Genomic DNA, 13,592 nt, shown 5'->3' on the forward strand with positions numbered 1-13,592 from the left:
TGAGTATGCTGGCAGGTTATTTTGTAGCTTGCCAGCTTATTTCAAACTCATCGTCTAATGAGGTTGTTAGTATTTGCTTATAAGCCTTATTGATAGGTGAGACGATCAGTTTTCTTAATTCATCCCCCGTTTGTGTAAACTTATAATAGCTCAATACAAGGTCATTACTTTTTGCTTTTAAAATGAGTCGTTGATTCATAAAGCTTAGTGAGAGTTCTTGGCCAGCTTTCAATACTGCTGACTCTATTTCTTTACGATACAATAAGTTAATATCCATCAACGTTAAAATGTCAGGAAAACTAACAGGGGTTTTACCCAAATTAAGGGAGACTTTGTTACCTTTTCTGAGTAAATCAAACAAGGATGGCTTTTTATAAAAGCCTAACAAAATTAGGTGACTGTTGTCTTTTTCGTTGTAGCCACATAGCGACGTGCTGCGTTGCAGTGCATCTGCTTCACGTTGTGTCATGTACTTAAGCGTTTGCAAACTCTTGATTGAAAATGTGCCAGGTGAGACGGTTTCACCGGCCAGTATTTTAGCCCATAGTTTTTGCATCGAGATGTTTGCGGTGTCTTCACATAAGCTAATAAATCGTTCTATCCAGTCTGAATCAGGCTGTTGTTGGCCTGTAACATCTGGGCAAAATGCCATCGCCATTGCCATGATGGTTTCAATATTCTCTTGGCGCTTAATAAATTGAATTTCTTGGCGTGTTTGCGCTCGTTGCAGTAAGCTGGCTTCTGCATTTATTTTATACGCTAACTGCTGCTGCCCTTGTGAAGAGTAGCTGTCATCGCTGGGACTGTTGATTTTGACAGTCGATGACTTATGAATGGGATAACCAAGCTGGTTTTCAATGATATTAGCAAGATTAACTCTTGCCTGAGCCGCTTTGACTGTCATCGGGAGCAATGGCCTTGTTGTTAGTAGCTAACTGCGCAGTGGTCTTAATATTATTGAGCGCCAGTTTAACCGTGTTGTTAAGAATATATTGGCTTAGCAAAGCGAGGTAGCCGCCAATAATAGGGGTATTTACTTCACCATGTAGGGTGCAGATAATCTCAACTTCACTGCCTTTACCAACATAGCTTATCGAACCTTGGGCGATATGTTCCTGATTAAACAAAATATTGAAAGTCATTTTATCTGGACTTAACTGGGTGATTGTCATTTCACCTGAGCCAAACTTACTTTGCCAAAATTGATGAGCTCCAACGCCTTTACTTGGCTCAGCGACAGTAAACTTAATACTGGGATCAACTGCTTGCCATGGTTGCCAACGTGGCCATTGTGTGAAATCGCTCACTAAGCTGGCTATTTCATCCGGCGCTGCTGTGACGTTAACCGACTTATTAACGGTGTATTTTTGTGACAGCATTAGGCCAATTACCAAGGCGATTAGCGCACTGATAAACAGCGTTTTTAGGCATAAAATGAATAATTTAATGATCCCACCTCAGGCAATAATTTGATAGCTTTCATAACATTATACGTATCATAGACTATAATCTACACAGTATAAGTTATCACTAATGTATCATAGCCGAATAAGTGATAGAATTTTAAGCAACACTGTAAACCGGAATTGAGCCATCGTTACTGTTTTACGCTGATTTGTCTAAGGAATTATTAATGGCATCAGAATCTAACGACTTTTTGTTTAGTGACCAAGATGATGAGCCGCTATTGAGCGAAACAGCCTCAGAGTTTTGGGATGTCTTAATTGTTGACGATGATCCAGAAATACATTCAGTAACAAAATTGGCGCTCTCAGGCGTTGAGTTTTGGGATAAAGGTCTGCGTTTTCATCATGCGTATTCCGGAGCAGAAGCACTTTCTGTGCTTAAAGATAATCATTCAATTTCCGTTGTATTACTGGATGTAGTTATGGAATCTGATGATGCGGGCTTGCAAGTTGTGAAGCAAGTTAGAGAGTCTCTCAATAATCATAATGTGCGCATTATTTTGCGCACGGGTCAACCAGGCTACGCACCAGAAGAAAAAGTAATTCGTGAATACGACATAAACGACTATAAAACAAAAACAGAGCTTACCCGCAGTAAGCTTATTACTGCGCTCGTGACGGCGATTCGTTCTTATGAGCAGGTCTGTCAGCTGGAGTTTCAAAGTCGAGCACTCAATAACATCCTCTATGCCTCAAAAGCTATTTTAGGTTTCACAGATATCAAAGCGTTTACCATGGCGGTAATAAAGCAGCTTTCATTTATTTTAGAGTGTGAGCCACAAGGGTTGCTATGCGGATCATTAGACGATGATAACCAAGTCTGTGTGCTTGGTGGTTGTGTCGAATACAACGAGTTTATTGGCCAAGGTGTTGAGCAGTTAGACAATGGGCGTATCATTTTACAGGTGAAAAACTGTTTAGAGCAGGGCACACATCAACACACTGAAATTGATAGCACTTACCTACTAAAAAGTAAAAATCGCCAAGCCGCTATATACTTAGAGACCGCACATATCCCGAGTGAGTCGCAGTTACAATTTGCAGAAATATTTCTCACCAATGTGAGTGTGGGACTTGATAATGTGCGTTTGTTTAACCGTTTACGTGATGCGGCTTATAAAGATACGTTAACCGGCCTTTCTAATCGCAATGATTTTATGAACAAGGTTGAGCGTTTTTATCATCCTGGTAAAAATGATTATGTTTTTTTACTGATCGACGTTGCGCAGTTTTCAGATATTAACAATGGGTTAGGCCAAGAAATTGGCAATTTAATACTCGTTGCTATCGTTGACAGGTTACGTCAAGAGTACCCTCAAGCTGAGTTGATATCGCGAATTGGTGCCGATGTATTTGGCTTATTACTGCCAAAAGAGCAATGTGACATTGAGATGTTATATGAGCATTTAAGCTTGCCATTCAATGCGGGTGAGCACATTTTGCCGATCAATTTTAAAATTGGTATGTGCTGCCAAGGGGATTTCAAGCCATCAGGTATCGAAACCCTAAAGCTCGGTTATATTGCATTAAACCAAGCAAAAAAACAGTCAATGGAGGCTGTTATTACTTATACGCCTGACATGGAAGAGCAAATGGCATGGCGGTTAGGCATTATCAGACAGCTTCGCCAAGATTTTGAACAGCGTAAACTCGAAGTGTGGTTTCAGCCACAACTCGATTTGAAAACATTAGACATCATAGGATGTGAAGCTTTATTGCGATGGCCCTCAGGTAATGGCCAGTACATTTCACCCGCCATATTTGTGCCGATGGCTGAAGATGCGGGTTTAATTGTCGAAATAGGTCAATGGGTATTAGAGCAAGCATGCATGCAGCAAAAGCGTTTGGAGCAACTCGGTTTTGCAATTAGCATTGCAGTTAATGTCTCGGTGCCGCAATTTAAAGTGAAAGGTTATGCGCAGCGTGTAAAAGACACCTTAATTAATTACCAAGTTGAACCAAAGTTTATTGAGCTTGAAGTAACCGAGAGCGTTGTAATGGACGAACTTAGTAATGTTATTACGACGTTGCAGGAGCTTAAAGACTTTGGGATCGAAATTGCTATCGATGACTTTGGCACAGGCTTTTCATCGTTAAGTTATTTACAACGCTTACCACTCGATCGACTAAAAATAGACAGGGCATTTATCAAAGACCTTCCAGGTGAAGATTGTGAAGCCATTGCGGCGTTAATTATTTCTTTAGGCGCAAGATTAGGGTTGAAAACGATTGCTGAAGGAGTTGAAACACAAGCCCAAGCAGACTATTTAAGTGAACTTGGTTGCGATGAAGTGCAAGGCTTTATGTACGCTAAACCTATGCCAGAGAAAGAGTTAATTACGTATTTACAAGCTAAGCACTAATTGGCTTTGATAAAACTCAACGATTTAAAAGCGCCCTTCCATTTGAAGGGCGTTTTGTTTTCTATAATAATCCTTAAGAGTGGGGTATAATTCGCCCCTTTTTGGTAGCAGAGTACATTTTATGAGCGCATTAAAAGCCGAGCGTGGCCTGTTTTCTTACCCTAAGTATTGGGCCGAATGCTATGGCACAGCGCCATTTTTACCAACCACCCGAGCAGAGATGGATGCGCTAGGCTGGGACAGCTGTGATGTCATTATTGTCAGTGGTGATGCCTATGTAGACCACCCAAGCTTTGGAATGGCTGTTATCGGGCGCATGCTTGAATCACAAGGTTTTCGCGTTGGTATTATTGCCCAGCCAGATTGGAATTCTAAAGATGCTTTTATGACACTTGGAAAACCAAACCTCTTTTTTGGGGTGACTGCGGGCAATATGGACTCAATGATCAATCGTTATACTGCCGAAAAACGTATGCGTCATGACGATGCTTACACACCTGGTAATGTTGGGGGAAAGCGTCCTGACCGTGCAGTTGTTGTTTATAGTCAGCGTTGTCGTGAAGCGTATAAAGATGTGCCATTAGTGATTGGTGGTATTGAAGCGAGTTTACGCCGTATTGCGCATTATGATTACTGGCAAGAAAAAGTGCGCCGAAGCATATTGTTCGACGCCAAAGCTGATATTTTGATCTACGGTAATGCTGAGCGTCCATTGGTCGAGGTTGCTCATCGTATTGCAGCCGGTGAGAGTGTCGATTCAATTCAAGACATTCGTGGTACCGCGGTTATTCGTAAAGAGCCATTACCAGGGTGGCGCGGCAGCGATTCAACAGCCATCGATAAAATTGGCAAAATTGACCCGATCCCTAATCCGTATGGTGCGGATGATGTTGGCTGCAGTAAATCTGAATTTAAACAAGCCGGTATTGATTTAAGTGCTGAGGCGGCAAAGCCGATAACAATTCAGCCTGCGCGTCCTAAGCCTTGGGAAAAAACCTATGTTAAGTTGCCAGCTTATGAGCAAGTAAGTGTAAACAAGCCTTTGTATGCGCATGCATCGCGTATTTTACACCAAGAAACAAATCCCGGATGTGCACGTGCATTATTTCAGCGCCATGGCGATCGCTCTATTTGGGTCAATCCGCCGGCTTTTCCGCTTGAAACAGAAGAGATGGATGGCGTTTTTGGTTTGCCATATCAACGTATTCCACATCCAAGTTATGGTGATGAAAAAATTCCTGCTTACGAGATGATCAAAACGTCCGTGAATATCATGCGAGGCTGTTTTGGTGGGTGTTCATTTTGTTCGATTACTGAACATGAAGGACGTATTATCCAAAGTCGCTCAGAGCAATCTATCATTGACGAAATTGAACAAATTCGTGACAAGGTGCCAGGGTTTACAGGGGTTATCTCTGACTTAGGCGGCCCAACAGCGAACATGTATAAATTACGTTGTAAGAGTAAAAAAGCAGAAAGTACATGCCGTCGTTTATCGTGTGTTTACCCTGATATTTGTAAACATATGGACACCGACCACACGCCGACGATTGAGTTATATAAAAAAGCACGTGATGTAAAAGGGATTAAAAAGATCTTAATTGCATCGGGTGTGCGTTACGATTTAGCCGTTGAAGACCCTCGCTATGTTAAAGAGCTGGTCACTCACCATGTTGGTGGTTACTTGAAAATAGCACCGGAACACACCGAAGATGGCCCGTTATCGAAAATGATGAAGCCAGGTATGGGCGCTTACGACAAGTTTAAAGAGTTGTTTGATAAATACTCGAAAGAGGCAGGTAAAAAGCAGTATTTGATCCCGTATTTCATCTCAGCTCACCCTGGCACCAAAGATGAAGACATGGTGAATATGGCGCTGTGGTTAAAATCGAATGACTTTAAGCTTGATCAAGTTCAGAACTTTTATCCTTCACCCATGGCGAATGCGACGACAATTTATCATACCGAGATGAACTCGTTGCGTAATATTAAAAATAACACGGAGCAAGTACCTGTTCCAAAAGGGGCACGTCAGCGTCGTCTGCATAAGGCAATTTTGCGTTACCATGATCCGGCTGGTTGGCCGATGATCCGTGAAGCTCTTAAAAAAATGGGTAAAGCGAATCTCATTGGTAAAGGCCCTCATTGTTTAGTTCCTGAGGAAGGGCGCAATGAAAAGGCTGCTAAAGGGAAAGGGCGCACAGGCCGAGCTGCACTAACCCGCCACACAGGTTTTAGCCAATTTAAGAAGGCGAACACCAAACCGCGTGTTGGTAAAAATAAGCAACGAGCAACATAGATTATAAAAAGCAAAACGGCCCACATGGGCCGTTTTTAGTTTAAATAAGTAACCAAGTCGCAGTGCCTAAAAAGGCAAAAATACCCACTATATCTGTCACCGTCGTAAGCACTACGCTGCCTGCTAATGCAGGGTCAATTTTCATTCTCTTTAAAATAAGCGGAATACTGGCCCCTGCAATACCTGCTGCCACTAAGTTCATGAACATAGCAAAGGCAAGCACCGCACCGAGTTTAAAGTCCCACTGCCACAGCGCGACAACACCCGCAATTAAAATAGACCAAATTACCCCGTTTAGCGCGCCGATAGCGAGCTCTTTGAGTAATAAAAAGCGTTGGTTAGTTTGGTTTATATGGCCAACAGCAATACCACGAATAACAAGTGTAAGCGTTTGGCTGCCTGCTACGCCTCCCATTGAGGGAACAATACCATTTAGTACAGCAAGAATAGGTAAGATAGCTAATGTATTCTCGAAAAAACTAGCGACTATTGCAGCGAGTAAAGCAGTTAATAAGTTGACTCCTAGCCAAATAGAGCGGCGCTGCGAGCTTTTCAATACGGGAGCAAAAGTATCTTCTTCATCATCAAGACCCGCTAAGCTTAATAAGCTATGTTCGGCATCTTCACGGATAACGTCAACGATATCATCGATGGTAATACGCCCTAGTAAGTGCGCGTTATCATCTACAACGGGGGCTGAAATCCAGTTATGGCGTTCGAATAATTGTGCCACGTCGCTTTCATCCATCGATATTAAGATAGATTCACAGTCTTCATCCATCAGGTCGCGAACCACTTTATCTGAGGGATTGGTCAACAACGTCGTTAAAGATAATGCCCCTAAAAAGCAATTATGTTTATCAACGACGTATAAATCATCGGTGCCTTCAGGTAAATCGCCGCGTAAACGCAGATAGCGTAAAACAACATCTAGTGTGACGTCTGGGCGAATGGTTACCGTATCGCTGTTCATCAAGGCACCAGCTGAGCGCTCTTGATAAGACAGGGCTTGGGTGGCTCTTTCTCTATCTTGCGAGTCCATGGCGCCGACAACGTCTTGGTAGACTGTATCAGGTAGGCTACGAAGAACCTCACCTAAATCATCGTCGTCCATGTCTTCGGTTGCGGCAGCAATGTGCTCAGGTTCCATTTGGGCAATAATGCCTAAACGTACATCTTCTGAGAGCTCTTCTAATACGTCACCACGCACATCAGGGTCTACCAGCTGCCAAAGCATACGGCGAATTTTATGCGGAGATGATTCTAAAAGGAGTGCGGTATCACACGGTGCTGTTTTTGCTAACATGCCGCGCACTTGAACAAATTGACCACTATTGAGTGACTTGGTCACCTGTTTTAGTTGTTGTAGCGGGTAATCTTGTTCAAAGGCTTCTGGCATTGGCGTCCTTACAACTGAAAAAATAGCTTAAAATCTGACTCAGCAAATACAGCATAGTTGCTAAATTTAGTATTTGCAGGGATATCGCCGCACTGAGATAAATTTACTAAGAAAAATGTATTTTAGAGAAGCGAGCGATATAAAAGTAGGATATTTAACAGGAATTTTAAATACCCAATGCAAGTTTAACGTAAACAGTCAAGGCTTAGCAAATGCTATTCTTGTTCATGAAAGCGTTGTGCAATTAATTCGCCTATTGCATTGAGTGCTGCGTCAGCATCGGGGCCTTCACACACCACACGGACTTCTTTGCCTTGGCTGCTTTCGAGTAACATTAAGGCTAATACACTATCGCCTTCGGCTTCTTTATCGTCTTGGTAAAGCGTTATTTTAGCATCGAATTGCAGTGCAAGTTGTGCCAAAACCGTGGCTGCTCGTGCATGTAAACCAAGCTTATTTTGGATTAAAAAAGTGTCTTCAGCATGCATCGTCGTTGCCTATTGGGTATCTTGCTCGCGGTGGCGTATTTTCACGTTTGCGTGACTTTTCGAAAAGCTCTCACCAATGGTTTGCGCTAAGTAAACCGAGCGATGTTGTCCACCTGTGCAGCCAATCGCAATGGTTAAATAACTGCGATTATTTCGCTCTAAGTGAGGGAGCCATGTTTGTACAAAGGTTTGAATTTGCCATGTAAACTTTTGCACTATGCTGTGACTAGCAAGGTAATCTTTTACTGGTTGGTCTAAGCCTGTCAGTGGTTTTAGATCCGGTTCCCAGTGTGGATTCGGTAAAAAGCGAGCATCAAATACGTAATCAGCTTCTTTTGGAATGCCGTGCTTAAAGCCAAACGACATAAAAGTAATAATGAGCTTTTTGTCTTTTTTACCCAGTATTTTTTCGCGAATAGATTCGGCAAGCTGATGCACGCTGAGATCGGTCGTATCAATCATAAAATCGGCACGGGTGATCAAAACATCCAGTAATACTTTTTCTTGTTTAATCGCTAAATCAAGCGGCAGCGAGTCAATCGATAATGGGTGTAAGCGGCGAGTTTCAGAGAACCGTTTGATTAGTGTTTGATCATCACTATCTAAATAAAACAACGTGGGTTTTGCAAAGCCCGGTAAATACTCAAGAATATCGTTAAATTCTTGCTGTTCTTTCGGCAGGTTACGCACATCGATACTTACAGCAATTTTGTCGTAATTATCTGACACACTGCGTACTAACGAAGGAAGCAGGTTTACAGGAATATTATCAACGCAGTAATAGCCTAAGTCTTCAAGTACTCGTAAAGCGACTGATTTACCTGAACCAGAGCGACCGCTGATAATAATTAATTCCATTTATGCCTCTGATGCAATGACTTTAAACAGATCACTATCTGTTTTAGCACTGCGTAGCTGTTTACAAAATTCTTTGTCTTTAAGTCTATCAGCAATTGTTGATAAGGTCTTTAGATGAAGCTGACAGTCACCATCTGGTACGATGAGTGCGACAAAAATATCCACTGGACGATTATCAATTGCATCAAAATTTATAGGTGACTCACTCACAATTACAAATGCGTGTGGCTGATCTGCACCGCTCATACGACCATGTGGAATCGCAATACCTCGGCCAATACCCGTGCTGCCCAATTTTTCTCTGTTCAATAGGGCATTGAGTATATCTTGCTGAGATAAATGAGGGAGCTGCTCATGAGCCAGTTCGCTGATAAATTCGAGAATTCTTTTTTTGCTATTAAAAAGGACCGCAGCTTTGCTGCAGTCCTGGTTAGTAAGTGAACTAAGTTTCATAATTTAGTGTCGAGCTAATTTCTCTTTGTGTTTAATTACTTGACGATCAAGTTTATCGATTAACGAGTCGATGGCTGCATACATATCTTGGTGTTCAGTAGAGGCAAATAACTCGCCTCCGTTTACATGTAAAGTTGCTTCTGCTTTTTGGCTTAGTTTTTCTACATCTAGAATGACATGAACATTATTAATGTGGTCAAAATGCCTTTCTAGTTTCGCAAACTTGGTGTTTACATAGTCTCTTAATGAATCTGTGATTTCTACATGACGACCAGTTAAATTTAGTTGCATAAGCATTTTCCTTCTATGTAAAACGTCTAAATCAGACTCTTACGCTGATTCGACGGAGGTATTGCTAGAGACTCTCGATATTTTGCTATTGTCCGTCTAGCTACTTTAATTCCTTGCTCAGCCAATATATCTGCAATTTTGCTATCACTCAATGGTTTAGCTGTGTTTTCTGCGGCGATTAGCTTTTTGATTAAAGCGCGAATTGCCGTAGATGAACACTCACCCCCATTTTCAGTGCTTACATGGCTGGAGAAGAAATATTTCAACTCAAAAATTCCCCGCGGGGTATGCATGTATTTTTGTGTTGTTACTCGCGAAATTGTTGATTCATGCATTTCGACCATTTCTGCGACATCATTTAATACCATGGGTTTCATGGCCTCAGGACCATGTTCAAAGAAAGCCTGTTGTTGTTGAACAATACAGTTAGTCACTTTTAATAACGTGTCATTACGGCTTTCTAAGCTTTTAATAAACCATTTTGCTTCTTGTAAATGAGAGCGAATAAATTGGCTATCACTGCTTGATTTTACAGAACGTGACATCGCCGCATAGTGGCTATTCACTCTGATTTTCGGCATGCAGTCTGGGTTTAGTTCAACTACCCAACGGCCTTTTATTTTTTTTACGGATACATCGGGTATCACGTATTCAGACTCTTCTCTAACAATTGTATCCGCAGGCTTTGGATTTAAGCTGTGGATCAATGTCATGACTTCTTTCAGCTCACTTTCTTTAAGCTTAGTCTTTTTCATCAAAGTGCGATAGTCACGACTCGCTAATAATTCAATATGTTCTGATAACACCATTTTAGTTTCAGCTAAATAGGGGGTGTCAGCATCGAATTGGCGTAATTGAATACACAAACATTCTTGTAAACTACGGGCGCCAATACCGACAGGATCGAATAATTGGATTCTTTTTAAGACAGCTTCGACTTCATCAAGTTCGATTTCTTCTTCATCGTTATTTTGATTGAAGCTTTCAACAATGTCTTCGCAGCTTACGGTTAAAATACCCGAATCATCAATTGCCTCAACAATCGCAACGGCAATCGCTTCGTCTGTTGGGCTGAATGGAGTTAGTTGTAACTGCCACATTAGGTATTCGTGGAGAGTTTCGGTTGATGCGCCTTGGTAAATTGATTCATCTTCAGGCATTGGACCTGAGGAACTTGATGGGGCAGCACTCATGTACTCATCCCACGTAACATCCATTGCTAAGTCGTCACTTACGGTGTCTTTGTTGAGGGCATCACTGCTTTCTTGCTCGTACTCGCTCGCAGCTTCGTCAGCCGACGCGCTTAGTTGGGTATCGTCAGATTCGGCTTTTTGCTCGTTCTTGCCAATACTCTCTTCTGCATAATCTGCTTCTTCAACTTCAAGCAAAGGGTTAGAGTCTAACGCTTCTTGAATTTCTTGCTGGAGATCCAATGTACTGAGCTGCAACAAACGGATAGCCTGTTGCAGTTGTGGAGTCATTGTAAGTTGCTGGCCCATGCGCAGCTGTAATGATTGCCTCATGTATCCCTAACAATCCTTTTTAGTCTTATCAAACAATAGCACGATGCCGTTAACTATTTATTTGATTTATTGTCATTGTTATAAGTCTAGCAGATGCTCTAGTCGGTGGCGTATTTAAAGCCTGAATTGCTCGCCTAGATACACATCGCGTACAGTTTGGTCGGCTAACACATGTTCAGGTGTACCTGATGCAATTAGCTCCCCATGAGAAACAATGTAGGCTTTTTCACAAACATCAAGGGTTTCTCTCACATTGTGGTCAGTAATTAATACACCAATACCACGATTTTTTAAGTGCTCAATAATTTTCTTTATATCTAACACTGAAATAGGATCAACACCAGCAAAAGGCTCATCGAGCAAAATAAATTTAGGGTCAGCGGCCAGTGCGCGTGCTATTTCAACACGACGGCGTTCACCCCCTGACAATGCCATACCTTGGCTGTCACGAATGTGTTGAATGCTAAATTCATCAAGTAAGCTGTTAAGTGTTTCTTCGCGGCCTTGTTTATTGAGATCTTTACGGGTCTCTAAAATGGCCATTAAGTTTTGATAAACAGTCAGTTTTCTAAAAATCGATGATTCTTGTGGCAAATAGCCAATACCTAAGCGAGCGCGGCTGTGCATTGGCAATAAGGTGATGTCGTTATCATCAATGCTTATTTTACCTTTGTCACTGGGCACTAATCCCACAATCATGTAAAAGGTGGTTGTTTTACCTGCGCCATTTGGCCCAAGTAAACCGACAATGCTGCCAGCTTCTACCTCAAGGCCTACATTTTTTACAACTTGGCGACCCTTATAGCTTTTAGCTAATAGCTCTGCTTTTAGTGTGCTCATGGCTGGCCTTCATCGTTCTTTTTGTTATCAACAGGCACTAAAATAGTGTGTACACGATCGGTCGAGTTTTCATCTTTCTCGGCACTTATCAGTTGCTGTTCCATATCGTATGTAATGCTCTTGGCACTGACTTTTTGGCCTGCTTGAGTCACTTGTGCATTGCCAACGAGTGTTAATAAGCGTTTAGCAACATCGTAACGAACTTCTTCAGCACTGGCGCTCATAATAGTGCCGTCAGCTTGTTTTTCTTCAAAGTAAGCGGGCTTTCCTGTGGCAATAATTAATTCAACCGTGCCTTCAACTTCACCTGCATGTGCTTCGAGTCGATCCGCTGTAATACGACGGTTACCATGTATGATCTCGACATTATCTTCGAAGATACCAATGCCATTTTTTAGCTGACCTTCTTGGCGATCAGAGCTAATGCTGATTGGTGTGCCAGCCTGCTCAGCAGCTGCGCCAGAAAACGCAATCAATAAGCTTGGGATCAGGAGTAATTTCTTAAGTTTATTGGTCATAGTATATGGTTCGTGTATGGTTAGTTAACTCAACAATTTCGGCTTTTAAATCGGCTTTTAAACCTTTACCGGTAATTTTTAAATTCGGTCCTGTCAGCGTGACAGGTTGCTTAGAAAACATGGTCATTTTGTCAATGTCGATGTTAATGTTCTCAGCTTTAATATCTTCGATCATGCCATTATGGGTAAGGTTTTTAGCAACTACATCCCCTTCGAATACAAGCTGATCGTTTTCATATAACGTGGCTTCTTTGGCTTTTACTTGCCAAACTTGCTGATCACCGTAAATGGTGAAAATGGGTTGCTCAAAAAAGGTGAACCCGAGCTGTTGATACAGCTCCATTTTAGCAGCGGCCACTTTATGACTGATTTTACCTTGATCATCATAGGCTGTTTGCTTTAATGCGATTGCGGTATAATCAGGTGTAGCGATAATCTCGTCTTCACTGAGCACTGTGTTTGTCGGTTGATTAAAGTACGGATACCATAACCAAACCATGCTACAAACAAAAACAACACTTAGTAAAATACGGGCTATATTCATGCGCTCGTTCCATCGCTAGTTAGCGGTTTGCCATTTTCTAGCATTAATAAATCAGTTAGTTCACGCACAGCTCCAAAGCCACCAGGTAACAGGGTGGTGTAATGAGCCAGTTTTTTGATTAATGGATGAGCATCATTAACAGCAACGGCAAATCCGACTTTTTCCATAACCGGTAAGTCTGGACCATCGTCACCAATATAGGCAATTTGCTCATCTGTTAAGCTAAGTTTATCTTTTAACTCTTGATAAGCAATGAGCTTATTTTCTTGGCCCTGATAAATATGTTGTACCGTAAGGCTAGTCATTCGCTGCTGAACTATTTGTGAATGGCGTCCCGTGATAACGGCCACCTGAAAACCACTATTGATAAGGGCTTTAATGCCGAATCCATCTTTTGTATTGAAAGCTTTAAGCTCTTCGCCTTGATTGCCTAAATAAATACGGCCATCTGAAAAAACACCATCAATATCACAAATAAGCAGTTTTATTTTTTGAGCACGTTGACTCACGTCTGTGCTTACTGGTTGGTAAAGCTCAGCAAATGTCATGC

Annotated in this window: 14 protein-coding genes; 2 read left to right on the forward strand and 12 right to left on the reverse strand. The window is 41.9% G+C overall.

The genetic code is table 11. From position 1 onward, the window contains the following. Window positions 1-16 precede the first annotated feature (16 nt). Both GZH31_RS02140 and GZH31_RS02145 read right to left on the reverse strand, forming a co-directional pair. Complete coding sequence (locus tag GZH31_RS02140; protein WP_065978187.1) at window positions 17-904, reverse strand: TIGR03899 family protein; 888 nt, start codon at window positions 902-904, stop codon at window positions 17-19. Beyond that, window positions 873-1,379 carry an SRPBCC family protein gene (locus GZH31_RS02145; protein ID WP_065978186.1) on the reverse strand — a complete coding sequence of 169 codons (507 nt, stop codon included), beginning with the start codon at window positions 1,377-1,379 and terminating at the stop codon, window positions 873-875. Before GZH31_RS02145 ends, GZH31_RS02140 begins: the two co-directional genes overlap by 32 nt. 254 nt (window positions 1,380-1,633) lie before the next feature. Here GZH31_RS02145 and GZH31_RS02150 point away from each other — a divergent pair, with 254 nt between their 5' ends. After that, window positions 1,634-3,829, forward strand: coding sequence for an EAL domain-containing protein (locus GZH31_RS02150; RefSeq protein ID WP_180311339.1), 2,196 nt, complete (start codon window positions 1,634-1,636; stop codon window positions 3,827-3,829). A 121-nt stretch (window positions 3,830-3,950) separates the two neighbouring features. Next, window positions 3,951-6,128 carry a YgiQ family radical SAM protein gene (locus GZH31_RS02155; protein WP_065978184.1) on the forward strand — a complete coding sequence of 726 codons (2,178 nt, stop codon included), beginning with the start codon at window positions 3,951-3,953 and terminating at the stop codon, window positions 6,126-6,128. Between the two features lie 40 nt (window positions 6,129-6,168). Here GZH31_RS02155 and mgtE read toward each other — a convergent pair whose 3' ends face one another. The 10 genes from mgtE to kdsC form a co-directional block, all read right to left on the reverse strand. Beyond that, the gene (mgtE, locus tag GZH31_RS02160) at window positions 6,169-7,527 is read right to left on the reverse strand and encodes a magnesium transporter (protein ID WP_036971332.1); all 1,359 of its coding nucleotides are present in this window, start codon (window positions 7,525-7,527) and stop codon (window positions 6,169-6,171) included. A gap of 215 nt (window positions 7,528-7,742) precedes the next feature. Further along, entirely contained in the window at window positions 7,743-8,015 is a 273-nt protein-coding gene (locus tag GZH31_RS02165; protein WP_036971331.1) for an HPr family phosphocarrier protein, read from the reverse strand. A 9-nt stretch (window positions 8,016-8,024) separates the two neighbouring features. Continuing rightward, a complete protein-coding gene (gene rapZ, locus GZH31_RS02170) occupies window positions 8,025-8,873 on the reverse strand; it encodes an RNase adapter RapZ (RefSeq protein ID WP_036971328.1) in 849 nt (282 codons plus the stop codon). Beyond that, a complete protein-coding gene (gene ptsN, locus GZH31_RS02175; protein ID WP_036971327.1) occupies window positions 8,874-9,326 on the reverse strand; it encodes a PTS IIA-like nitrogen regulatory protein PtsN in 453 nt (150 codons plus the stop codon). A gap of 3 nt (window positions 9,327-9,329) precedes the next feature. Next, window positions 9,330-9,617: a ribosome hibernation promoting factor gene (gene hpf / locus GZH31_RS02180; RefSeq protein ID WP_036971325.1), complete on the reverse strand. Its 288-nt coding sequence runs from the start codon at window positions 9,615-9,617 to the stop codon at window positions 9,330-9,332. A 26-nt stretch (window positions 9,618-9,643) separates the two neighbouring features. Continuing rightward, on the reverse strand, window positions 9,644-11,140 hold the full coding sequence (locus GZH31_RS02185; protein WP_036971323.1) for an RNA polymerase factor sigma-54: 1,497 nt from the start codon (window positions 11,138-11,140) through the stop codon (window positions 9,644-9,646). 114 nt (window positions 11,141-11,254) lie between these two features. Continuing rightward, window positions 11,255-11,980 carry an LPS export ABC transporter ATP-binding protein gene (lptB, locus tag GZH31_RS02190; protein WP_036971319.1) on the reverse strand — a complete coding sequence of 242 codons (726 nt, stop codon included), beginning with the start codon at window positions 11,978-11,980 and terminating at the stop codon, window positions 11,255-11,257. Continuing rightward, a complete protein-coding gene (gene lptA / locus GZH31_RS02195) occupies window positions 11,977-12,498 on the reverse strand; it encodes a lipopolysaccharide transport periplasmic protein LptA (protein WP_036971315.1) in 522 nt (173 codons plus the stop codon). The genes lptB and lptA overlap by 4 nt, the downstream gene beginning before the upstream one ends. Then, entirely contained in the window at window positions 12,488-13,042 is a 555-nt protein-coding gene (gene lptC, locus GZH31_RS02200) for an LPS export ABC transporter periplasmic protein LptC (RefSeq protein ID WP_065978180.1), read from the reverse strand. The genes lptA and lptC overlap by 11 nt, the downstream gene beginning before the upstream one ends. After that, window positions 13,039-13,590, reverse strand: coding sequence for a 3-deoxy-manno-octulosonate-8-phosphatase KdsC (kdsC, locus tag GZH31_RS02205; RefSeq protein WP_036971309.1), 552 nt, complete (start codon window positions 13,588-13,590; stop codon window positions 13,039-13,041). The genes lptC and kdsC overlap by 4 nt, the downstream gene beginning before the upstream one ends. Window positions 13,591-13,592: the final 2 nt, after the last annotated feature.

Origin of the sequence: Pseudoalteromonas sp. JSTW (genome assembly GCF_013423925.1) — a bacterium.
GTDB lineage: Bacteria > Pseudomonadota > Gammaproteobacteria > Enterobacterales > Alteromonadaceae > Pseudoalteromonas > Pseudoalteromonas lipolytica.

Coding starts and splice junctions, on each gene's coding strand:
- GZH31_RS02140 (WP_065978187.1), bottom strand. CDS start 904: ATGACAGTCAAAGCGGCTCAGGCAAGAGTTAATCTTGCTAATATCATT.
- GZH31_RS02145 (WP_065978186.1), bottom strand. CDS start 1,379: ATGCTGTCACAAAAATACACCGTTAATAAGTCGGTTAACGTCACAGCA.
- GZH31_RS02150 (WP_180311339.1), top strand. CDS start 1,634: ATGGCATCAGAATCTAACGACTTTTTGTTTAGTGACCAAGATGATGAG.
- GZH31_RS02155 (WP_065978184.1), top strand. CDS start 3,951: ATGAGCGCATTAAAAGCCGAGCGTGGCCTGTTTTCTTACCCTAAGTAT.
- mgtE (WP_036971332.1), bottom strand. CDS start 7,527: ATGCCAGAAGCCTTTGAACAAGATTACCCGCTACAACAACTAAAACAG.
- GZH31_RS02165 (WP_036971331.1), bottom strand. CDS start 8,015: ATGCATGCTGAAGACACTTTTTTAATCCAAAATAAGCTTGGTTTACAT.
- rapZ (WP_036971328.1), bottom strand. CDS start 8,873: ATGGAATTAATTATTATCAGCGGTCGCTCTGGTTCAGGTAAATCAGTC.
- ptsN (WP_036971327.1), bottom strand. CDS start 9,326: ATGAAACTTAGTTCACTTACTAACCAGGACTGCAGCAAAGCTGCGGTC.
- hpf (WP_036971325.1), bottom strand. CDS start 9,617: ATGCAACTAAATTTAACTGGTCGTCATGTAGAAATCACAGATTCATTA.
- GZH31_RS02185 (WP_036971323.1), bottom strand. CDS start 11,140: ATGAGGCAATCATTACAGCTGCGCATGGGCCAGCAACTTACAATGACT.
- lptB (WP_036971319.1), bottom strand. CDS start 11,980: ATGAGCACACTAAAAGCAGAGCTATTAGCTAAAAGCTATAAGGGTCGC.
- lptA (WP_036971315.1), bottom strand. CDS start 12,498: ATGACCAATAAACTTAAGAAATTACTCCTGATCCCAAGCTTATTGATT.
- lptC (WP_065978180.1), bottom strand. CDS start 13,042: ATGAATATAGCCCGTATTTTACTAAGTGTTGTTTTTGTTTGTAGCATG.
- kdsC (WP_036971309.1), bottom strand. CDS start 13,590: ATGACATTTGCTGAGCTTTACCAACCAGTAAGCACAGACGTGAGTCAA.